A 21,365-nucleotide genomic window follows, 5' to 3' on the forward strand; every position below is an offset into this window, starting at 1 on the left:
GAGCCTCTTCGCTTCGCAGACAGCCACGATTACGGAATGTAGGCGGACCCTGCTACAAATTGTTTCCCTCTTCTGGGCCCGGGAGCCCGGACGATCGCCGGTGAGGGTCAGAAGACGTGAGGGAAGAAATACGTGGGAAGCGGGATCGTGCAGCTCGCTGCGTACCGCGCGTTCGAGGTGCAGCGGCAGGAAGCCAGCAACGCGATGATGGGGCTCCTGGCCGGTGCCCAACTGGCCTCGCATCTGCTGCAGCTGACCGAGGGCTCGGACACTCTGCTCCCCGAGGTGTTCCCGCGGGTCCCGCACATCCGCCGCTTCAACCTCCGAACCGAGGCTGCACGGTCCATCCTGCAGTCTGCCGACACGCATCTCGGTGCGATGAGCGTTCCGTACGCCCTCGCCCTGCATGAGGATTTCCTCAAGACCTGCGTCGGGCTGCTGATTCGAGACGGGAGAGCGCCCTCGAGTGCGGGCAGCGCTGTGCTCGCTCAATTGCACGATGGGATCGAGACGGCCACCGGTCAGACATTCGACGCGGACAGCATCATCCAGATCGACACGATTCGGCTGATGCGCAATGCGACCATCCACAGTGGTGGCCGGGCACACCAGGCTCTGGTCGACAAGGTTGCGCGGTGGACACCGACCGCGGAGGCCGGCTGGGTGAGGATTGCGAAGAAGTCCCTCGCCACGATCGCAGTTGGCGATCGGGTGGAGTTTGGCCACCCCGAGCTCATCCTCACGTTGGCAGTGACCAAGTCCCTCGGACGCCAGGCGAACGTCATCCTCCGGGATTCCCTCAGCCGGACCTTGTGGGCGCGGCTCGTTATCGAAGACGTCCTTGCCGAGGAACCCGGGAACTTGAACCGGCACCAGCTTGAGCGGAAAGTCGCAGGAAAGGCCCGACGCCACTACGCCAGTCTCAAGCTGACCGACTACGAACTCACCGCTGCGATGCGCGTCGTACTGGCCAACACATGACGAGGGGCGGACTGCCGAGCAGCCCGCCCCTCACGAAAAAGTGGGGCTCTACCAATTGAGCTACGTCCCTCCGGGGAGGGCGCCGGGACTCGAACCCGGATCGTCCACTTCAGTCGGAGCATCCGGCGATGAACCGCTGGGACTGACTCCCCATGCTCCGTTACCGCGATCTTCTTTCCACTTTTACTGTATCACCGAGGCGCCCCCAGCCACTGTTTGCTGAGGGCGCCTTCAGTTGGTGGCTACTCGCCGACGAGTTGGTCGTAGTACGAGGCCTCGCGGACGGTGTCGACGCCGTTGAAGACGACGTCGTGGATCGGGCCGTAGCCGGTCAGGGCGGTGGCTGCGCCGTTGGCCTTGCTCATGGCGTAGAGGGTGCCGGTCTGGGTGTTGTTGTCGACGCCGACGATCAGCAGACCGCCGCGGTTGCCGCAGTTCTCGACGACCAGCGACTCGAAGTTCTGCCAGCCGCCGGTGCGGATCCGCTTGAGGATCGGCTTGGTGGAGGCGGCGGTCGGGATCCGCACGGTCCACAGCGCGCCGGCCGTGGTCGTCATCAGCAGGGTGTCGTACGCCGCGTTCTCGCTGATAACGGTCATCGCCTTGAAGCCCTTGAAGCCCGGGAACGAGCCGTACGACTTGATGCCGGCGCCGACGATCGAGTACCGGTACAGGCTGCCGTTGCTGTTCAGGCCGTACAGGAACGAGTGCCGCGCGTTGTAGGTGTTGAGGTTCGACGTGGCGATCGTCTTGAAGCTCGTCCAGCCGCTGCCGACCTTCTTGAAGGTCGCAAGCGGGGCGCGGCCGTCCTCGTAGATATACGTCGTGTGCCGGTAGAGGTTCCCGCCCTGGAGCAGCAGGCCGTAGTAGTAGAACTGGGTGAGCGCGGCGTTCGACGCCAGGTACCACGATGCGTTGGCGCGGGTTCCGACGAACTTGAACGCGTCGTACTGCAACCCCTCCGCCGGCCGTCCGGCGATCACGTCGGCCTCCGACACGGTGCCTGCCGCGCCCGGGAAGGCGGTCGAGACCAAGCAGGCCGTGCCGGCTTTGGTGGTGTTCGTCTGCTTGGTCCGGTCGGACCACGGCTTCGAGCCGGTCGTGCCGGCGGTGGCCGGCGCGGACACGACGGACGCAGCGAGCAGGCCCATCCCTGCCATCGCGAGGGCGAGTCGTTGCAGTCTCATGGGCGGTTCCTCTTTCAGGAGAAGTCTTTCAGGTCACTCCTCGTCCAATCGCGCGGCCAGCACCCGGCGTTACATCGACAACTGGGCGTAACCAGATCGAGACATCCCTGGAAATAAACAGCCCTCGGCAACCGATGGTTGCCGAGGGCTACGGAAAGTCGGAGGGTCAGTTGCCGTTCGGGTTCGGAGTGGAGGCTCCGGCGCCGGAGCCGGCTGCGGTGCCGCCGATGGCTACCGGGAGTTCGCCGGTGACCAGGTAGACGACGCGGCGGGCCATGGCTACCGCGTGGTCCGAGATGCGCTCGTAGTAGCGGCTGAGGAGAGCCATGTCGACGGCCACCTCGACGCCGTGCGGCCAGGCGTTGTCCATCATCAGGCGGAACTGGTTGGAGCGGAGCTTGTCCATCTCGTCGTCGCTGGCCTCGAGCTTGCCGGCGGCCTCGACGTCGCGGGACGCGATCACGTCACCGGCCGCGTCGACCATCTTGCCGGCGACCGAGCCCATCGACTCGATCACGTCGTGCAGCTCGGTGGGGATCGCGGGAGCCGGGTAGCGCATCCGGGCGATCTTCGAGACATGTGCGGCCAGGTCGCCCATCCGCTCCAGGTCGGCGACCATGCGCAGCGCGGCGACGAGCATCCGCAGCTCGTTGGCGACCGGCGACTGCCGGGCCATCAGCTCGAAGACCTTCTCCTCCACGCCTTCACCGGCGGCGTCGAGCTGGATGTCGGCCGCGATGACCTCTTCCGCCCGGCGGATGTCGGCCTCCAGCAGCGCTGAGGTCGACCGGCGTACGGCGGTGGACACCGTCCGCGTCATCCGTTCCAGTTCGGCGAGGATGTCGTCGAGCTGTTCGTGGTAGGTGTCGCGCATTGTGTTCGAATCCGATCTGTGGTGTCCGATACCGCCGTGGGCGAGGCCGGCGGCACACGCCGGGTACCCGCCCACCAGGTGACCGTATGCCGTCGAGGTTGCCGGACGGCGACGAGTGGTGAACGACCGATGAACAGTTAGGTCGTGTCCCGGTCATCCGGTGCTCATTCGGTCTTTCCCTGCTGGTTGCCCGCGTAGCATCGTTGCCGTGGACCCCACGCTGGCTGCGGTGCTGGGCGGCGTCATCGGCGCGGCCCTGGCCCTGCTTTCGCTCGGTGCGATGATGCTTTCCGAGCGGGCCCAGCGCAAGATCCCGGAGACCTCGGACCCGATCGTCCCGGCCGGAGTCGCCACGGTTCTCTCGGTACTGCGGTCCTCCGCGGTCGTGATGGGCCCCGAGGATCAGGTGCTGCAGGCCAGTGCCCCGGCGCACGTGCTCGGCATCGTCCGCGGTGAGCGGCTGGTGGTCGACGACATCCTGACCATGGTCCGCCAGGTCCGGCGCGACGGCGAGATCCGCCAGCAGGACCTGGAGATCGTCCGCGGCCGGCTCGGCGCCACGCAGTACGTCAGCGCCCGGGTGGCGCCGTTGGGCAGCCAACTGGTGCTGGTGCTGGTCGAGGACCGGACCCGGGAGCGCCGGCTGGATGCGATCCGGCGGGACTTCACCGTCAACGTCAGCCACGAGCTCAAGACCCCCGTCGGCGCGCTGATCCTGCTCGCCGACGCGGTCTCGGAGGCCTCCGACGACCCGGAGGCGGTGCAGCGGTTCTCGGACCGGATGCGGATCGAGGCCTCCCGGCTGAGCCGCCTGGTCAAGGAGATCATCGAGCTGTCCCGGTTGCAGGGGGACGACCCGCTGGAGAACCCCGGCCCGGTCGACGTCAACTCGATCATCGAGACCGCGGTGGACCGGTGCCGGATCGACGCCGACGACCGCGACATCAAGATCGTGGTGAAGACCGAGCCCCACCTCGAGGTGATGGGCAGCGAGGACCAGCTCGCGATGGCGATCGGCAACCTGGTCGAGAACGCCATCAACTACAGCCCGGACGGCACCCGGGTCGCGGTCGCCGCGCACCCGATCGGCGACCTCGTCGAGCTGACCGTGTCCGACCAGGGCGTCGGCATCCCGAGCAGTGACCTGGAGCGGGTCTTCGAGCGGTTCTACCGGGTCGACCGGGCCCGCAGCCGCGAGACCGGCGGCACCGGGCTCGGCCTGTCGATCGTCAAGCACATCGCTTCCATCCATGGTGGCGACGTCCGGGTGTGGAGCGTCGAAGGCCAGGGCTCCACCTTCACCGTGAGACTCCCGCTGCGGCTCGAACCCGCGCCGGGCCAGACCGACTCCTCCAGCCAGGAAGAGCCGGCCGTTCCCCTGACGCCTACCCCGTCAGGTCAGATCGCAAAGGAGACAGCTTCGTGACCCGAGTGCTGGTCGTCGAAGACGAAGAGAGCTACAGCGACGCGCTGTCGTACGTGCTGCGCAAGGAAGGGTTCGAGGTCGCCGTCGCGGAGACCGGACCCGATGCGCTGGACGAGTACGACCGCGCCGGTGCGGACATCGTCCTGCTCGACCTGATGCTGCCGGGTCTGTCCGGCACGGAGGTCTGCCGGGCGCTGCGCAGCCGGGGCAACGTCCCGGTGATCATCGTGAGCGCCAAGGACACCGAGGTCGACAAGGTCGTCGGGCTCGAGCTGGGCGCGGACGACTACGTGACCAAGCCCTACAGCCCGCGCGAGCTGCTCGCCCGGGTGCGCGCCGTACTGCGTCGCGGGCAGGACGTCGAGCTGCTGCCGGACACGCTCGAGGCGGGTCCGGTCCGGATGGACGTCGAACGGCACGTGGTGACGGTGTCCGGGACCGAGATCCGGCTGCCGCTGAAGGAGTTCGAGCTGCTCGAGATGCTGCTGCGGAACACCGGCCGGGTGCTCACCCGCGGTCAGCTGATCGACCGGATCTGGGGCGCCGACTACGTGGGCGACACCAAGACCCTGGACGTGCACGTGAAGCGGCTGCGCTCCAAGCTCGAGAAGGACCCGTCGAACCCGGCCCATCTGGTCACGGTGCGCGGGCTCGGCTACAAGTTCGAGTCCTGAGTCACACCCCCGCGGGTCGCAACGGCCCAGGGGGTTAGCTTAGGCTCTCCTTAGTTGAGGCAATTGGTCTAAGGAGAGTCACCATGTCCTGGTCCCGTACCAAGGTCGGCCGAGTCGTCAGTGCGGTCACCACCGTGCTGCTCGCCACGACCACGCTGGCCGCTTGCGGCAGCGACGGCGACAAGCAGGCCGGCACATCGGCCGGTACGGCTGATTCGGCACAGTCCGGGTTCCCGGTCACGCTGAAGAACACGTTCGGCGATACCATTATCACCAAGAAGCCGGAGCGGATCGTCACGCTCGGCTGGAACGCGCAGGACGTCGTCTACGCGCTGGGCGAGACCCCGGTCGGGATGCCGAAGGTCACTTACGGGCCGACCCCTGAGGGCGTCACCGCGTGGGACGCGGACAAGTTCGACAAGTCCAAGACGACGCTGCTCGACACCGGGGACAAGTACCCGTTCGAGAAGATCGCGGCGCTCAAGCCCGACGTCATCCTGGCGCCGTACGAGGGGTTCGACGCGGCGACGTACAAGACGCTGAGCGGGATCGCGCCGACCGTCGCGTACCCGGGGGCGCCGTGGCAGACCACCTGGCAGGACCAGACGCTGCTGGTCGGTGAGGCGCTCGGCAAGAAGGCCGACGCGGAGAAGCTGATCACCGGCATCGAGGACAAGATCAAGCAGGTCGCCGCCGAGCACCCGGAGTTCAAGGACAAGACGATCACGGTCGGCTCGTTCGGCCCGGAGAACTACATCTACATGCCGGGCGACCCGCGGGTGCAGATCCTGAACGAGATGGGCTTCAAGAACGCGCCGGGTGTCGAGGCGCTGGAGAAGACCAACACCAAGAAGGAGTTCTCGCTCACGATCAGCAAGGAGAAGGTCGCGGATGTCGACTCCGACGTGCTGATCGCGTATGTCGACGGGATCGGGACGCAGAAGTTCCTGTCCGACCCGGTCTACTCGTCGCTGCAGGCGGTCAAGAGCGGCGGGGCGTACGCGCTGCAGGACCAGCAGGTGATCTCCGGGATGAGCGCGGTCAGCGTCCTGAGCGTCCCGTGGGTGCTGGACAAGATGCTGCCGGGCCTCTCGAAGGCAGCCTCAGCCAGCAAGAACTGACCGCCGTACGCCGCCGACCGAGCACGTCCAGCTGAGGGGTTGACCCCTCAGATAGACGGTTGCCCCCCGAGAATCTCGGGGGGCAACCGTCCGTTCGAGGGGTTGACCCCTCAGACGTTCCAGGCGGCTACTGGTCCGAGTTCGGGGACGGGGAGTAGTGGTCGTCGGTGAGGACCGGGATGTATGACGAGACCGGCGCCGCGTTGCCGAACGTGATCGTCACGTTGACCATCTGGCCCGGCTTCGCGCCGGTGACGATGATCGCCGGACCGGCGTCCTCCGCGCCCGGGGTCGGGGCCGACGGGGTGTCGGTCGGCGCCGCGGACGGGGTCTCGGACGGGGTCGCGCTCGGCGTGGCCCCGGCTTCGGCGATCGGCGGGGTGTCGGCGCCCGGCAGGCGGAGCGCGGTGTGCGGCGCCAGGTCGATCGGCTGGGTCAGGCCCTCGAACTTGACGTCGGTCGGCTGGTCGGCGCCCGCCTGGCCGTCCTGCGTCCCGGCCGGCGCCTGCGCGATACTGACCAGTGTGTCCGCCTCGTCACCGTCGTTGACGATCACGCTGTGCAGTTCGCCCCTGCCGTCGGCATCGGCCAGCACCAGCATGTTGCGCACCTTGAGCTGGCCGGAGTCGAAGTTCGTGCCCTCGGCGGCCTGGTACGGCTGCAGGGTCGGCGCATCGAAGCTCGCGCTGCACGCCGCCAGCGCGATACTGAGAGTGGCGGCGGCACTCGCCAGCGCAGTACGCCGGGCGAACCGCGAGGACAACGTGATCGGCACTGGAATCCCTCTCGTGCAAGCTAATTCGACACTGTCTAGGACAGTTCGTGTTGCCGTCAGGCGGCCGCCTCCGGCGCCCCAAAGCGTAGCCCTCGGGCTCCCCGGGCCTGACGGCGGGATGCCCCCGGAGGGGGCGGTAGGCAACAGGTCGCGCGCGTACGAGGCACGCACTCGAGCGTTTGTCAAGGCGAGAAGTGGCCCCTGACCAGCGCAAACGCCAGAACCGGACCACCGGCTGCGTGGTAGGATAGATCTTGGAAAGGGGCACTTCACACATGACTTTCACAGTCGGCGAGACGGTTGTTTACCCCAATCACGGAGCGGCCGTCATCGAGGACATCGAGACCCGTCAGATCAAAGGTGAGGACAAGACCTATCTGGTCTTGAGGATCGTCGCTCAGAACGACCTGGTCGTCCGGGTCCCCGCGTGCAACCTCGATCTTGTCGGCGTGCGTGACGTCGTGGATCAGGCCGGCCTGGAGCGCGTCTTCGACGTGCTGCGTGCACCGCACACGGAGGAGCCGACCAACTGGTCGCGTCGTTACAAGGCGAACCTGGAGAAGCTGCACTCCGGTGACGTGCTGAAGGTGGCAGAGGTCGTCCGCGACCTGTGGCGCCGTGAGCGTGACCGCGGTCTGTCCGCCGGTGAGAAGCGGATGCTGGCGAAGGCTCGCCAGATCCTGGTCTCCGAGCTGGCCCTGGCCGAGCACACCAACGAGGACAAGGCCGAGGCCATCCTCGACGAGGTCCTCGCCTCCTAAGACTGTTGACTCAGTCTGAAGCTGCAGTTCTGAATGACTAGCGCGGTCGTGATTCCCGCGGCCGGGTTAGGGCTGCGGCTCGGTGGAGAGACACCGAAGGCATTTCGAGAGGTCGGTGGCGATTCGCTGCTGGTCCACGCGGTGCGTGGGCTGAAGGCAGCGACCGCCGCCGACCTCAGCTGTTTCGTGGTCGCCGTACCGCCGGGTGCCGAGGAGAGTGTCTCCAAGGAGCTCGAGCCGTACGTCGGGGACGCGAAGCTGATCGTCGTCGCCGGTGGCGCGGAGCGACCCGATTCGGTCCGGGCCGCCCTGGACGTGGTCCCGGTCGACGGGATCGACTGCATCCTGGTGCATGACGCGGCGCGGGCGTTCGTTCCGGCCGACGCGATCGAGCGGGTGGTCGCGGCGGTGCGAGCCGGCGCGGAAGCCGTCGTACCGGTGGTGCCGGTGACGGACACGATCAAGCGGGTCGGGCCGACCGGCGAGGTCGTCGACACGCCCGATCGGTCGACATTGGTTGCCGTCCAGACCCCGCAGGGGTTCGCCCCCGAGGTACTGCGTCGCGCGCACGCCGCCGGCGCTGATGCCGGCGTGACCGATGACGCGATGATGTGCGAGCGGCTCGGGGTGACTGTGCAGACGGTCGAAGGATCGCCGGATGCGTTCAAGGTGACCCGCCCGCAGGACCTGCTGCTGGCCGAGGCCTTGCTGGCGGAGAGGCGGCTCAGGTGAAGATCCCGCGAGTCGGCAACGGTATCGACGTACATCCGTTGGAGGACGGCCGCCCGATGTGGCTGGCCGGTCTGCACTGGCCGGACGAGCCTGCCGGGCTGTCAGGTCATTCGGACGGCGACGCAGCCGCACATGCCATCTGTACTGCGTTGCTCACGGCAGCGAAGCTGGGCGACCTGGGATCGAACTTCGGCACCGCCGAGCCCGAGTGGGCCGGTGCGGCCGGCGTCGCGCTGGTCGCGGAGGCCGCACGCCGGGTGCGGGCGGCCGGGTTCGAGATCGGGAACGTCGCGGTGCAGATCGTCTGCAACCGCCCCCGGATCGGCACCCGCCGCGAGGAAGCCGAGAAGGTGCTGTCGGCTGCCTGCGACGGTGAGGTGTCGGTGAGCGCGGCAACCACAGACGGCCTCGGCTTCCCAGGCCGAGCCGAAGGCATCGTGGCCATCGCCACCGCTCTCATCTACTGACAGGATCAGTCGAGAACCTCGTTGCGCGAGGGTCGAGTTCGTCGCCCTGGCGTTCGGTCAGCAAGCCGTACAGTTCCGGCCGTCGTCCGCGCAGCCAGCGGCGGCCGGTTGCCAAGGGCACCAGATCCAGGTCGAGGTCGGCGACCACCACGGCCTCGGCGGGTACGGGCGTCTCGGCGACGATGCGGCCGTACGGGTCGAGGATCATCGCGTTGCCGGTGCGGAGCTCGTCGTCGTCCCGTCCGACGCCGTTGCTGAACAGGAGGAACATCCCGTTGTCGTGCGCCCGCGCTGGCAGCCACCGCATCAGCCAGCCGCGACCGCTCGGTCCGTTGAACGCCTCCTCGATCCGCGCGCGATCCCCGCTCTCCCAGACCTCGAGCGGGATCGGCTTCATCCCGTGCGGGCTACGCGAGTTCGTCCCGCCGGTCTGGTGCGGCGCGATCAGGACAGTTGCACCGAGCAACGCAGTGATCCGGACGTTCTCGACCAGGTTGTTGTCCCAGCAGATCAGGACGCCGGCCCGGAATCCCCAGGGCGTGTCGAACACCGTGTACGACGATCCGCTCGCGATCTGCTCGTGCTCGAACGCGTGCAGCTTCCGATGCACGTGGACGGTCCCGTCCGGCAGGCACACGGCGTACGCGTTGAACAGCGTGCCGTCGGCATCCTCCAAGAACCCGACCCCGATACCGGCGTCCAGCTCCTTGGCCAGGGCAACGACCCGGCTGATCAACGGCCCGTCGGCCGGCTCGGCCAGCTCGTGGAGCCGCTCGGAGGTGTGACGGCGCAGATGCCAGTAGCCGAGCAGACACATCTCGGGAAGTACGACGAGCCGGGCGCCGTCGTCGACCGCCGCACGGGCGAGTCGCTCGACGGTGGCGAGGTTGGTCGAGGGCTGATCGGGGGTCGGCTCGAACTGGACGACGGCGGCGCGGAAGGACGTCATACGACCATCGAAACGCCGATCGGTCCATGACGTCCAATAGCCGTTCGGGAGGATTCCATATCCTGGGGTTATGGATCTCCGTCTGCTCCGGGCGTTCGTCACGGTGGCCAGGCTGCGGAACTTCGGCGCCGCGGCCGAAGAACTGTCGACCAGTCAGCCGGCGCTGACCAAGCAGATCCAGGTGCTGGAGCGTCGGGTCGGTTCGGTGCTGTTCAGCCGGGGGCGGCATGGTGCCCGGCTGACCCCGGCCGGGGAGCTGCTGCTTCCTGACGCTCTGGAGTTGCTCGACCGGTCCGAGGCCTTCGAACGACGGGCTGTGCAGGTCGCGTCCGGGACTGAGGGATCGCTGGCGATCGGGTTCGGATTGTCCGGCATCGAGTTGGCTCCGAAGGCCGTTGCGCTGTTCCGGAGCCGGTGGCCGGGAGTGACGATCTCGCTGGAAGACATGTCGTCGGCGATGCAGTGTGAGCGGTTGCTGGCCGGGAGTCTGCAGATCGGGTTCGTCCGGTTGCCGGTGCCGGCCGGTCTCGAACACCTTCGGTTACGACGGGATCGGCTCACGCTCGCGGTCCCGGCGGGGCAGAACCTGCCTCGCGACCTGGTCCACTGGATCGACTCCCGCCCGCTGATCCGGCTGACACCCTCGCGGGGGCCGGGGCTGACAGCTCAGATCAACAGTCTGTACGCCGAGCTTGGTTGCCATCCGCAAGTACTTCAGGAAGCCGGTGATCTACAGACAGTGCTCGCTCTGACCGCGGCCGGCGCGGGGCCTGCCGTCGTACCTCAGTCTGCTGAGCGGATCGCACCGCCGGAGGTCCGGCTGGTGCCGCTGCCGGGACGTGCTGCTACCTGGTGGATCGGCACGGCCTGGGCAACGAGGACCCCACTCACCGAACGCTTCGTGAAGGTGGCCGCCGAGGTGGCGCGGGGGGAGGTGCGTTCCGGTTGACGCTGCCTACGGACCGGAGCTGAAGCCAGGGTTCACGACGTGCCGGACATTGCCGTGCAGCCGGCGGCTGTGGACGGCCGCAGCCGCGATGATGCCAGCGGCAACCAGCAGGCAGAGGATCCCGCCAACGAGGTCGGCGGTCACGTTCTCCTCGCCGACGAACTCGGGCTGGAGTACTCCGTGCTTGTCGAGGATCACCGGCACGTTGCCGCCGGGAAAGTCGTGCGAGCCGTGTTTGGTGAAGTCGTAGCTGTGGCCGTTCGGACAGTCGGCGGTGAATTCGTACACCGGGTCGCCGTCGTACCCGCGGACGTGGCAGGTGATCGTCGTACCGACCTGGGAGAGGGCGACCGGCGTCGGCGTCATCACGAACGGCACCGCCGCGAGCCCGCCGGCCAGCGCACCGAAGTACCCGAAGTTGCCGCCGCCCAGCGTCGCGATGCCCATCACCATGAAGCCGACGCCCAGAACAAGTACGAGCACCGACAGCACGATGTCGTGCGGCGGGAACGTGTACAGCCCGCCGGCCGCGACCAGCAACACCCAGCCCAGTGCGATGTGATGCCAGGTAGGCCCCTTCGGCGCGCCCGGCCGCCGGAGGTGACGCCCGGCGACGATCACGATCACGATGATCGCCGCCATCCCGCCGAAGAACTCGATCCCGATCCGCATCGACTAGCGCCTCCGGGGCAGCGGCGGTAGCCCGTAGGAGTCCAGCCAGGCGGCGAACAGGTGCCGGAGTGCTTCCTCGTCCGGGCTGAACGTGGTCGCCAGGGCGATGAACTCGGTAGTGGTGACGGAGCCGTGCCGATGGACCTTGGTCCAGGTGTGCAGGAGTTCGAAGAACGCGTCGTCGCCCAGGTGCTTCCGCAGTACGTGCAAGGTGATCGCGCCGCGCTTGTAGAGCCGGTCGTCGAACATCAGCTCCGGGCCGGGGTCCGACAGCATCAGGTCCTGCGGCAGCCCCTTCAACCGCGAGTGCGCCTTCGCGACCTGCTGGTCGGCGGTGAGGCCGCGCGACTCCTCCGACCACAGCCACTCGGCGTAGCAGGCGAAGCCTTCGTTCAGCCAGATGTGCTGCCAGCTCGCCGGGGTCAGGCTGTTGCCGAACCATTGGTGCGCCAGCTCGTGTGCGACCAGCCGCTCGGATCCGCGCCGACCGTCGACGTGGTTGCTCCCGAACACCGAGATGCCCTGTGCCTCGAGCGGGATCTCCAGCGGATCGTCGGTCACCACGACCGTGTACCCGCCGAACGGATACGGCCCGAACTGCCGGCAGAACAGCTTCATCATGTCCTGCTGCCGCCCGAAGTCGTTCCGGAACTGACGGGTCAACCGACCCGGCAGCACACCCTTCGTGGTCACGGGCGTCGTGGCCAGGCCCACCTCGTCGTACGAGCCGATCTGAACGGTCGCGAGGTACGTCGCCATCGGCGCGGCTTGGTCGAACACCCACGTCGTACGACTCGCCTTCACCCGGCGCGAGACCAGTCGTCCGTTGGCGACGACCTGGTACGGCGAATCCGTGGTGATCGAGATCCGGTAATGAGCCTTGTCGCCGGGATGGTCGTTGCACGGGAACCAGGTCGCCGCGCCGCTCGGCTGGCTCGCGACGATCACGCCCTCGGTGAGCTCCTCCCAGCCGAGCTCGCCCCACGGGCTGTCCTCGGGCTTCGGGCTCCCGCCGTACTGGATGTCGACGCTGAACTCGGCGCCGTCGGGCAGGTTCGCGGTGATGTAGAGCTTGCCGGCGCGCTGGGTGAAGCGCTGCGGGCGGCGGCCGTTGACCAGCACCTTGGACGCGCGCAGTCCGGACAGGTCGAAGCTGAACCGGGACAACGCCTGGGTGGCGAACGCCGTGATCGTTGCCTTGCCGCTCAGCCGGTTGCTGTTGACCCGATAGTCGAGCTCCAGGTCATAGGACTCGACCTTGTAGCCGGCGTTTCCATGCGTGGGCACATAAGGGTCAACCATCAGCCCTGCCAGGGACCGATCGGGTTCCCGGCCCAGCGCGTACCAGCCGGCACGCCTTCACCACGCATCACGAGAGACACCGGCCCGATGGTAGCTCCTGCTCCTACCGAGGCGGCCGGGAGGACGATGCCGTGGGGCCCGAGGGTTGCTCCTGGCCCGAAGGTGACTGTGCTCATGGAGAGAACTCGATCATGAAAAAGGTGCGTCTGCAGCACGCAGCCGCGATTCACCGTGGCACCGTCGCCCAGGGTGACTAGATCTGCCTCCGGCAACCAGTACGTCTCACACCAGACGCCCTTGCCGATCTTGGCTCCGAGTGACCTGAGCCACAGGTTGAGCACCGGCGTACCGGCCGCCGCGTTCGCGAACCACGGCGCCGCGACCAGCTCGACGAAGCTGTCGACCACCTCGTTGCGCCAGACGAACGAGCTCCACAGCGGATACTCGACCGCGCGCGTCCGGCCGACGATCAGCCACTTCGCGACCGTCGCCATCCCGCCTGCGACCGCGCCGGCGGTCAGGATCACCGCGCCGGACAGCAGCAGCGCAGGCAGCGGGCCGAGCCAGATGTCGAGCGCCTGCAGCGCGAACAGCACGCCGAGCGCGATCAGCACCGTGCACATGATCGGGACGAAGCGGCACAGCTCGACCAGCGCCCGCGCGACCTTCAGCTTGTACGGCGGGTTGAACGTCCTGCTCTGGTCGCCCGCGATGGCCTGCCGGCGCAGCTTCACCGGCGGCGAGCCGAGCCACGACGTACCGGCCTTGGACTTCTTCGGGGCCGCGGACAGTACGGCGACCAGGCCGTTCTTCGGGACGCTCCGGCCCGGCGCGGTCATACCCGAGTTGCCGAGGAACGCGCGTTTGCCGACCTTCGCGCCGGCCACATGCAGCCAGCCGCCGCCGAGCTCGTACGACGCGATCATCGTGTCGTCGGCGAGGAACGCCCCTTCCCCGACCGTCGTCATCTTCGGGAGCAGCAGCACGGTCGAGGCCTCGACGTCGCGGCCGATCTTCGCGCCCAGCGCCCGCAGCCACCACGGCGTCAGCAGGCTCGCGTACAAGGGGAAGAGCAGGGTGCGTGCCGAGTCGAGCAGCCGCTCGGTCGCCCAGACCTGCCACCCGATCCGGCTGCGGACCGGATAATGACCGGCCTTGATCCCGATGCCGAGCAGCCGTACGCCGATCAGCGTGAGGATCGCCATCGTCGCGAAACCGACGAGCGTCATCAGCGGGATCGCTTCCAGGGCCTTGAGCGCCGCGTCGCCGAGGGTCTGCGTGTCCTTCACATACCGTCCGAGTACGACCAACGCCGCCGCCGCAGCAGCGACCGGGATCAACGACATGATCGCGGACTGAGCGCCGTACGCCGCGACCCACCACGGCGCGCGAGCGGGCCGATGATCGGGCCACGGGTGCCGGGCGCGGCCGATCCGGGCCGCGGGCGAGCCGGACCAGCGCTCGTTCTCGGGGACCTTGCCGGAGACAGCGGAGCCGGCCATGATCTCGGCGTTCCGGCCGATCTCCGCGCCCGGAAGCAGTGTGCTGCGGGACCCGACCACGGCTTCGGCACCGACGGTCACCGGGCCGACGTGCAGTCGGTCGCCGTCGATCCAGTAGCCGGCCAGGTCGACCTCGGGCTCGACGGACGCGCCGCGACCCATCGTGAGCATGCCGGTCACCGGCGGAAGCGTGTGCAGGTCGACGCCTCGGCCGACCTTGGCGCCGAGCGCGCGGGCGTAGTACGCGATCCATGGCGCGCCCGCGAGGTTCGCGGCTCCGGCGGCGTCGGAAAGGTTCTCAGCGGCCCAGAGACGTACGTGGATTTTGCCGCCGCGTGGGTAGGTGCCGGGCTTCAGGCCGCGTAGGAGGATCCGGGCGCCGAGCACCGCGATGCCCATCCGGCCGGCCGGGCTGATGAGGATCAGCCAGCCTGCCAGGATCCACCACCACGACACGGTCCGCGCCCAGGGCAGCGGCTCGATCAGCTCGGCGAGCAGGTTGTTCAGCGTGAAGACGTACACCAGCCAGCGAACGCCGACGACGGTCTGGAGGATCAGGGTCAACGCCGTCTGCAGGAGCTGGGTGCTCTTCGGAGTCGGCCGGATGTCACGCATCTCGACCGGCTCCAGCGCCGCCGGCTGGAACTCGTCGAGCCGCTCAGCCAGCGCGCCGAGGCGTGGGTACTCGTAGATGTCGCCGACGGTGACCTCCGGGAACTTCTCCCGGAGCGCGGAGACCAGCTGCGCCGCGGCGAGGCTGCCGCCGCCGTGCAGGAAGAAGTCGTTGTCTGCGCTGGTGACCTTGGCGCCGAGGACCGTGGTCCAGCGCTCTGCCAGCCACCCCGCGGTGCCGGTCAGCTCTGCGGGCGGACCGTCAGTGTCCATCCCGGGCAGCGGCCAGGGGAGTGCGTTGCGGTCGACCTTGCCCGACGTCCTGGTCGGCAACGTGTCGACGACGGCGAGCAACGGCACGAGCGCCGCGGGCAGTGCTTCACGCAGCCGCTCAGTCGCCTTGGCATTGTCGAAGGACGTCGGATCGTCAGGTACGACGTACCCGACGAGAAGCTGATTGCCGGCCGCGCTGTTGCGTACGGCGGCCGCGGCGCCCGTGATCCCGGGGAGCGCCTGCAGGGCGGCATCGACCTCGCCGAGCTCGATACGGCGACCGCCGAGCTTCACCTGTTCGTCGGCGCGGCCCTGGAACAGCAGGCCCAGCGGATCGGACCTGACCAGGTCGCCGCTGCGATACGCTCGCTCCCAGCCGAGGGTCGGCATCGGGGCGAACTTCTCGGCGTCCTTGACCGGGTCGAGGTACCGGGCCAGGCCGACACCGCCGATGATCAGCTCGCCGATCTCACCGTCCGCGACTTCGTTGCCTGCAGCATCTATTACGGCGAGATCCCAGCCGTCCAAGGGGAGACCGATCCGGACCGGGCCTTCGCCGGTGAGCTGGGCGGCGCAGGCCACCACGGTCGCCTCGGTCGGGCCGTACGTGTTCCAGACCTCGCGGCCGTCGACCGCGAGCCGCTCGGCGAGCTCGGGCGGGCACGCCTCGCCGCCGAAGATCAGCAGCCGCACCTGGTCCAGCGCGTCCGGCGGCCAGAGCGCGGCCAGGGTCGGCACGGTGGAGACGATAGTGATGCCTTGGGCAACCAACCACGGGCCGAGGTCCATACCGGTCCGGACCAGCGAGCGCGGGGCCGGGACGAGGCAGGCGCCGTGCCGCCAGGCCAGCCACATCTCCTCGCAGGACGCGTCGAACGCGACCGACAGGCCGGCCAGGACACGGTCGTCCGGCCCGATCGGTTCGTCCTGCAGGAAGAGGCGGGCCTCGGCGTCGACGAACGCGGCGGCCGAGCGGTGCGTGACCGCGACACCCTTCGGTACGCCGGTCGAGCCCGAGGTGAAGATGATCCACGCGTCGTCGGTCGTCTCCGGGCCTTGCGTGCCACGCGGAGCGTCCGTCGCCGTCGCGGCGTCCATGCGGGCGGAGTACGGATAGTCGAAGGCGCCGTTGGCCGCGTCGTTGTCGACGATCGGTCGCTGCTGCGGACGGGTCACCGTCAGCTCGAGCTCGTCGCCGACAGTGGCCGCGACCGCTGCTTCACCGAACACCAGCTCGGCGCGCTCTTCGGGGTCGTCCGCGTCCACGGGAACGTAGGCCGCGCCGGCTTGGAGCGTGCCGAGAATCGCGACGTACAGGTCGTTGTGACCGGACGAGATCCGGACGCCCACTCGGTCGCCCGGACCGATCCCCGCGGTCGTCAGGCGGGTGGCGAACTTGGTCGTCTGCTCCAGCAGTTCGCGATAGCTGAGGCTCACGCTGCCGTCATCGAGCGCCGGCTCGTCGGCGTACCTGTTGGCCGTCTCCTCCAGCACATCCACAAGCGTCCGCGCGGCCGTCGCCAACTCCCCGCGTCGCAACGTCACGGCTGGATAGTACGCCGACGGGTTATCTGCTGGATAACCCGAAGCAAACACCTCAAGCGCTTGTTGTGTCCCGATCGTGTGCGAATGCCTTGAAAGTACGGGCGGGCCGACCGAGCGCTTGCTCGACATCGGTCGTCGGTTCGCCGCCGTGTCCGTTGGCGATCGAGGCCAGGATGTCGGTCAGAAGTTCGGCGCCCGCCCGCGGAACGCCCTTGGCTACTTGCTGTTCGGTGTACTCGGCCGGCGACAGGGCGACGTACTCGACGGGTAGGCCGGCCTCGGTCAACTGGTTGGCGGCTTCGGTGAAGGTGATGGCTTCTGGGCCGGTCAGTTCGTAGGTGCGACCGGCCTGATCGGACGTTGTCAGGGCGGCGGTGGCTACGTCCGCGATGTCGTCGGCGTCGATGAACGGCGTACGTCCGTCGCCGGCGGGTAGGGCGAGAGTGCCGGAGCGGACCGCGTTCTTCCACGGGCCTTCGGTGAAGTTCTGCGCGAACCAGTTGGGGTGCAGGATCGTCCACTCGGCATCGGAACCTCGGACGGTCTGTTCGACGCCGTGCAAGGGATGGTCGGAGTCGGATGCGCGGGACGCTGACAGCAGGACGAGCCGTCGTACGCCTTTTGCCAGCGCCTGCTCGGTGAAGTGGGCGAGGCGGTCGCCGGGGCGGACGGTGGGTTCCATGAGATACGCGGCGGTGATGCCGTCGAGCGCGGGCGCCCAGGTTGATTGGTCGTCGAGGTCGAGTCGTACGTCGCTGCCGGTGCGGGACGCCGTACGGACCTCGTGGCCCGTGGAGCGGAGGCGGGCTGCGATGCGGCGGCCGGTGGTGCCGGTGCCGCCGAGGACGAGGAACTTGTTCATGTGGCAAGCCAACTGGAGTCGGCGCAGACGATCCATGGGAGAGCGTCGCCGATCCATTTGTGATCGTCTAGCTTGGACGGGTGGATGTCCTCAGCGATCTGCTCCAGCGCGCGCAAGCGACGGACGCGCTGGTCCGGCAGATCATCGCGCGCGGGCCGTGGTCTGTGACGTACGCCGATGTGCCGTCGCTGTCGGTCGTCGCGACGCTCGGCGGTAGTGCTTGCCTGCGGCTGGACGACGGCGTACCTCGTCAGTTGGGGGCCGGTGACATCGCGCTGATCACGGGCGTCGGCAGCTACACGATCGCTGACGATCCGGCGACGCCGGCGTACTACGTGATCCGCGGCGGCCAGAAGTACACGATCGACGGCGAGCCGGTGGAGTGGCGGGGTGAGTACCTGGCGCCACGCACCTACGGCGATGGGCTGCCCGGCGCGACGACGATGGTGCGTGGTGCCTACGACCTGCGCGGTGACGTCGCCCAGCGGGTACTCGCTCTGCTGCCGCCGTTGGCAGTGGTGTCCGCTACGCCGCAGACCCGTCCCGCGCTGGACCTCTTAACCACAGAGGTCGCCCGGGAGGAGCCAGGACAGGACGCCGTACTGCGAAGGCTGCTCGACTTCGTGCTGGTCCTCGCGCTACGCGCATGGTGCGCTGAGGCGGGGCCGCCGTCCTGGTACCAAGCACTCACCGCACCTGGCGTCGGCGACGCGCTCCGCCACCTCCACGAGGACCCCGCGCACCGCTGGTCGGTCGCAGAGCTGGCCGCCAAGGTCGGCCTGTCCCGCGCCACCTTCGCCGCCCGCTTCACCAGTCTGGTCGGCCAGCCGCCCCTCACCTACCTGACTGCCTGGCGCATGACCCTGGCAGCCGACCTCCTCCGCACCACAAAGTCCACCGTCGCGACGGTGGCCCACCAGGTCGGCTACGAAGACCCCTTCGCCTTCAGCGTCGCCTTCAAACGCACCCACCACCAGTCACCGACAACCTGGCGCAACCAGCAGGTGGAAAGCTGATCCGGCTTAGACGGGGACGTTGATGGCGTTGTCTCGGGTCATGGCCGGACGCTAAGTCCGTTCGCCGGGGACCCCTCCCGAGGTCAGTCGTCCAGGATGTCGAGGTCCGCCGGGACCAGCGTGGTTGTCAGGAGTAGGGCGCGGAAGAGGTTGTCGTTCAGGGCGTTGCCGACTGGCTCGCCGACTTCCTCGCGGGTCAGGCCGGGTACGCCGTCTCGGGAGAGGCGGGTGCGCACGTTGGAGACCAGGTGCTCGACGCGCTTGGCGGTCCAGTTCTCTGACGGTTGTAGCTCGGCCAGCTGGTCTGCGGCCTGTCGCCAGGACAGGGGCAGGGGGTGTAGGTCGTGTAGGAGGTAGCGCTGGCCGACGACGGTCAGGGCCAGCTTCTCGGCAGGAGACAGCTGCCAGATGCGGGGCGGGTGCGTGGGGTCGCGTGGTCGCAGTACCGGACGGGTGCCGCTGTCGCCCACGACGTACACCTCCAGCAGGTGCTCGCGACCGCTGGAGCCCTGGACGAAGACCGGCGTGTACCCGGCGGCGAGCGGCATCGGGTCTTCGCCGGCGAACAGCGTCTGCTCGCGTGGGAACCGCACCGGCAGCCGCCCGGTCACGGCGACCCACCACTGACCGGTCCGGTAACTGATCGACCCGTGCATCCGGCTGACCCGCGGATCGTCCTCACCGACGCATACGTGAACCTCAGGCCGGTTCCGCCCGAACAGAATCGTCCGGTGCGGTCCGGGGTCCACTGTGAGACCACCGCCAACGCTGAGCACGAACATCGTGCCCGGCTGGGCGTCAGGTACGCCGCCTGCCAGGCTGGCCTGGCCCTGCGGGAGGCTCCGGATCGGCTCCATGTCAGGCCTTCGGCAGCTTCACGACGGCTGCCTGCGCGAGCTTTGTCGCCAGTCCGCACAGCGAGGCCGGCTTCGCCGAACCACCTACGGACATCGTCACCAACTCGACGGCATCCTGCCCGTTCGAGTCGACGTACGTCCGGTAGACGATCACTACCGCGCAGGTCTTCGGACCGTCATTTTCGTTCGAAAGGAAAGCGGACCGCCCGCCCACAGTGATCGGCTGCCCATCCGACGCGTCGAGCGGCTGGTTCCGGTCGAAGTACAGGTCCACCGACAGGTCGCTGGTCGTACTGTCCCAACCGCATGACCAGTTCCCGAAGGACAGGTCCGGATGTGTCGCGTCCACACCAGGGACCAGCTGGAGTGCCTTGCTGTCCAGCAACGTGCACGCGTTGACGTGCGCCAGCGACGTTGCCGGTAAGGACTCGGCACGCCGCGGAATCGAACCTGCCTGTACGACGCCGATCGCCTTCTGCGTAACGGCTTCCGCCATCGCGCACACGTCCATCCCGGCGCCGTCCGTGTGCTTGGCCTCCACCTGGATCTGCGTACGGTCGGACAGCACCAGCACCCGCTCGCAGTCGTCACCGCCGGACTTGACTCGCGTCACAGTGCGCAGGTTGCCGGTGAACTTCTGCACCGCACCTCTGGGCGAGTCGGTGTAGGGCAGATTCAGCTCCGCCCGGACGTCGACCTCCTGGTCGCCGGTACCGGTCACCACCACGTCGCACCGGTCGAAGTTCCCGTACGCCGGCTCGAGAGTGGTCTGCCCGAACCGGCCCAGCGACTTCTCGTCGATCAACGCGCACGGATCAACCGTCAGCGGATCCCCGACCAGCCCGGCTGCCGGCGAAGTGGAAGCGCTGGACCCACTGGTCGGCGTTGAGCTCGTCGGCGTCGTGGATGCAGCTGATGGCTCCGGTGTTCCCGACGGCTGCGACGGCCCCGACACCGCGCGCCCGATCAGCACACTCAGTACGACGACAACCGCGACGCCCGCTGCCGCCACCGGAATCGTCCAGCGCTTTCGGCTCTTCACCGGCGCAATCGCAGTACCGCCGAGCTCCTGGACCACCTCGGCAACAGAAGGCCGGTCCTGAGGATCGACGGCCAGCATCCGGGTGATGAGCGGTGTCAGCTCACCACCTTTGCGCAGCGGCTCGAGCTCGCCCCGCGCAGCGCGTCGCAGTACTGCCAACGGATTCGGATCGCTGCCGAACGGCGAGTGGCCTTCCAGCGCGGTGTAGAGCACCGCACCGAGCGAGAACACGTCGGAGGCAGTAGTAGGTTCGTTGCCGTTGGCCACTTCTGGGGCGAGGTGGGCAGGCGTACCGACGGTCGAGCTGTCGGTCAGCGTGGCCTCCGCCCACAGGCGCCGCGAGATGCCGAAGTCCGCGAGCTTCGCCGTACCGTCCGAGGTCACCAGGATGTTGGCGGGCTTGAGGTCGCGGTGGATGATGCCGGCCGCGTGCACGGCCTGCAATGCAGAGGCGATCTGTACGCCGATCCGTGCGACCTGAGCTGGTGGCAGCGTTCCGAGCTCGTCCAGACTGCGTGACGGCAGGTACTCCAGCACGAGCCAGTGCTCGTCGCCGTCGGCCACCACGTCGAAGATCGTCACCACATGCGGATCGTGCAGCCGAGCGCCGGTCCGTGCCTCACGGCGCAGCCGGCGTCCGTCCGGGTCGTCCACTCCGGGGTGTGCACGCTTCAGCGCGACCACGCGGTCGAGCTGCTGATCGTGGGCACGCCAAACCGAGCCCATACCGCCCGAGCCGAGCGGTTCCCCCAGTAAGTAGCGGCCCCCGATCAGGCGGCCGCTCAC

At 68.2% G+C, this 21,365-nt stretch carries 19 protein-coding genes; 9 read left to right on the plus strand and 10 right to left on the minus strand.

The window, feature by feature from the left end; all coding sequences use genetic code 11:
• Nucleotides 1-132: 132 nt before the first annotated feature.
• A complete protein-coding gene (locus EV645_RS24755; protein WP_130446321.1) occupies nucleotides 133-981 on the plus strand; it encodes a hypothetical protein in 849 nt (282 codons plus the stop codon).
• A 242-nt stretch (nucleotides 982-1,223) separates the two neighbouring features.
• Here the strand turns inward: EV645_RS24755 and EV645_RS24760 are convergent, their stop codons facing one another.
• On the minus strand, nucleotides 1,224-2,168 hold the full coding sequence (locus tag EV645_RS24760; RefSeq protein ID WP_130446322.1) for a hypothetical protein: 945 nt from the start codon (nucleotides 2,166-2,168) through the stop codon (nucleotides 1,224-1,226).
• Nucleotides 2,169-2,334: 166 nt separating this feature from the next.
• Nucleotides 2,335-3,042 carry a phosphate signaling complex protein PhoU gene (gene phoU, locus EV645_RS24765; protein WP_130446564.1) on the minus strand — a complete coding sequence of 236 codons (708 nt, stop codon included), beginning with the start codon at nucleotides 3,040-3,042 and terminating at the stop codon, nucleotides 2,335-2,337.
• Nucleotides 3,043-3,250: 208 nt separating this feature from the next.
• On the opposite strand from phoU, the gene EV645_RS24770 reads away from it, so the two are divergent.
• The 3 genes from EV645_RS24770 (at nucleotide 3,251) to EV645_RS24780 (ending at nucleotide 6,263) form a co-directional block, all read left to right on the plus strand.
• Nucleotides 3,251-4,468 (plus strand): sensor histidine kinase, encoded by a 1,218-nt coding sequence (locus EV645_RS24770; protein ID WP_130446323.1) that lies wholly within the window; start codon nucleotides 3,251-3,253, stop codon nucleotides 4,466-4,468.
• Nucleotides 4,465-5,142: a response regulator transcription factor gene (locus EV645_RS24775; RefSeq protein WP_130383318.1), complete on the plus strand. Its 678-nt coding sequence runs from the start codon at nucleotides 4,465-4,467 to the stop codon at nucleotides 5,140-5,142. Before EV645_RS24770 ends, EV645_RS24775 begins: the two co-directional genes overlap by 4 nt.
• 83 nt (nucleotides 5,143-5,225) lie before the next feature.
• Nucleotides 5,226-6,263: an iron-siderophore ABC transporter substrate-binding protein gene (locus EV645_RS24780; protein WP_130446324.1), complete on the plus strand. Its 1,038-nt coding sequence runs from the start codon at nucleotides 5,226-5,228 to the stop codon at nucleotides 6,261-6,263.
• A 127-nt stretch (nucleotides 6,264-6,390) separates the two neighbouring features.
• Here EV645_RS24780 and EV645_RS24785 read toward each other — a convergent pair whose 3' ends face one another.
• On the minus strand, nucleotides 6,391-7,038 hold the full coding sequence (locus tag EV645_RS24785; protein ID WP_130446325.1) for a hypothetical protein: 648 nt from the start codon (nucleotides 7,036-7,038) through the stop codon (nucleotides 6,391-6,393).
• A gap of 275 nt (nucleotides 7,039-7,313) precedes the next feature.
• Here EV645_RS24785 and EV645_RS24790 point away from each other — a divergent pair, with 275 nt between their 5' ends.
• Genes EV645_RS24790 through EV645_RS24800 form a run of 3 tightly spaced genes read left to right on the plus strand, consistent with a single transcriptional unit; the run spans nucleotide 7,314 to nucleotide 8,998 of the window.
• A complete protein-coding gene (locus EV645_RS24790) occupies nucleotides 7,314-7,799 on the plus strand; it encodes a CarD family transcriptional regulator (protein ID WP_130446326.1) in 486 nt (161 codons plus the stop codon).
• A gap of 33 nt (nucleotides 7,800-7,832) precedes the next feature.
• A complete protein-coding gene (gene ispD, locus EV645_RS24795; protein ID WP_130446327.1) occupies nucleotides 7,833-8,531 on the plus strand; it encodes a 2-C-methyl-D-erythritol 4-phosphate cytidylyltransferase in 699 nt (232 codons plus the stop codon).
• A 56-nt stretch (nucleotides 8,532-8,587) separates the two neighbouring features.
• Nucleotides 8,588-8,998: a 2-C-methyl-D-erythritol 2,4-cyclodiphosphate synthase gene (locus EV645_RS24800; protein WP_242000649.1), complete on the plus strand. Its 411-nt coding sequence runs from the start codon at nucleotides 8,588-8,590 to the stop codon at nucleotides 8,996-8,998.
• On the opposite strand, the gene EV645_RS24805 is transcribed toward EV645_RS24800, so the two are convergent.
• Nucleotides 8,988-9,947: a nitrilase family protein gene (locus tag EV645_RS24805; protein ID WP_130446329.1), complete on the minus strand. Its 960-nt coding sequence runs from the start codon at nucleotides 9,945-9,947 to the stop codon at nucleotides 8,988-8,990. The genes EV645_RS24800 and EV645_RS24805 overlap by 11 nt on opposite strands.
• Nucleotides 9,948-10,017: 70 nt before the next feature.
• Here EV645_RS24805 and EV645_RS24810 point away from each other — a divergent pair, with 70 nt between their 5' ends.
• Nucleotides 10,018-10,896: a LysR family transcriptional regulator gene (locus EV645_RS24810; protein WP_130446330.1), complete on the plus strand. Its 879-nt coding sequence runs from the start codon at nucleotides 10,018-10,020 to the stop codon at nucleotides 10,894-10,896.
• Nucleotides 10,897-10,902: 6 nt separating this feature from the next.
• Here the strand turns inward: EV645_RS24810 and EV645_RS24815 are convergent, their stop codons facing one another.
• From EV645_RS24815 to EV645_RS24830, 4 genes are read right to left on the minus strand one after another with little or no spacing between them, the layout of a single operon-like run.
• The gene (locus EV645_RS24815; RefSeq protein ID WP_130446331.1) at nucleotides 10,903-11,568 is read right to left on the minus strand and encodes a hypothetical protein; all 666 of its coding nucleotides are present in this window, start codon (nucleotides 11,566-11,568) and stop codon (nucleotides 10,903-10,905) included.
• Nucleotides 11,569-11,571: 3 nt separating this feature from the next.
• Nucleotides 11,572-12,855: a M1 family metallopeptidase gene (locus EV645_RS24820; RefSeq protein WP_242000626.1), complete on the minus strand. Its 1,284-nt coding sequence runs from the start codon at nucleotides 12,853-12,855 to the stop codon at nucleotides 11,572-11,574.
• A gap of 14 nt (nucleotides 12,856-12,869) precedes the next feature.
• A complete protein-coding gene (locus EV645_RS24825; RefSeq protein ID WP_198681823.1) occupies nucleotides 12,870-16,802 on the minus strand; it encodes a Pls/PosA family non-ribosomal peptide synthetase in 3,933 nt (1,310 codons plus the stop codon).
• Nucleotides 16,803-16,854: 52 nt separating this feature from the next.
• On the minus strand, nucleotides 16,855-17,664 hold the full coding sequence (locus EV645_RS24830) for an NAD(P)H-binding protein (protein ID WP_130446334.1): 810 nt from the start codon (nucleotides 17,662-17,664) through the stop codon (nucleotides 16,855-16,857).
• Nucleotides 17,665-17,744: 80 nt separating this feature from the next.
• Here EV645_RS24830 and EV645_RS24835 point away from each other — a divergent pair, with 80 nt between their 5' ends.
• Nucleotides 17,745-18,680, plus strand: coding sequence for an AraC family transcriptional regulator (locus EV645_RS24835; RefSeq protein ID WP_130446335.1), 936 nt, complete (start codon nucleotides 17,745-17,747; stop codon nucleotides 18,678-18,680).
• Nucleotides 18,681-18,763: 83 nt separating this feature from the next.
• Here the strand turns inward: EV645_RS24835 and EV645_RS24840 are convergent, their stop codons facing one another.
• Nucleotides 18,764-19,537, minus strand: a complete 774-nt coding sequence (locus EV645_RS24840) for an FHA domain-containing protein (RefSeq protein ID WP_130446336.1) — start codon at nucleotides 19,535-19,537, stop codon at nucleotides 18,764-18,766.
• A 1-nt stretch (nucleotide 19,538) separates the two neighbouring features.
• The gene (locus EV645_RS24845; RefSeq protein WP_277877083.1) at nucleotides 19,539-21,365 is read right to left on the minus strand and encodes a serine/threonine-protein kinase; all 1,827 of its coding nucleotides are present in this window, start codon (nucleotides 21,363-21,365) and stop codon (nucleotides 19,539-19,541) included.

The organism is Kribbella rubisoli, assembly GCF_004217145.1.
Classification (GTDB): Bacteria; Actinomycetota; Actinomycetes; order Propionibacteriales; family Kribbellaceae; genus Kribbella; species Kribbella rubisoli.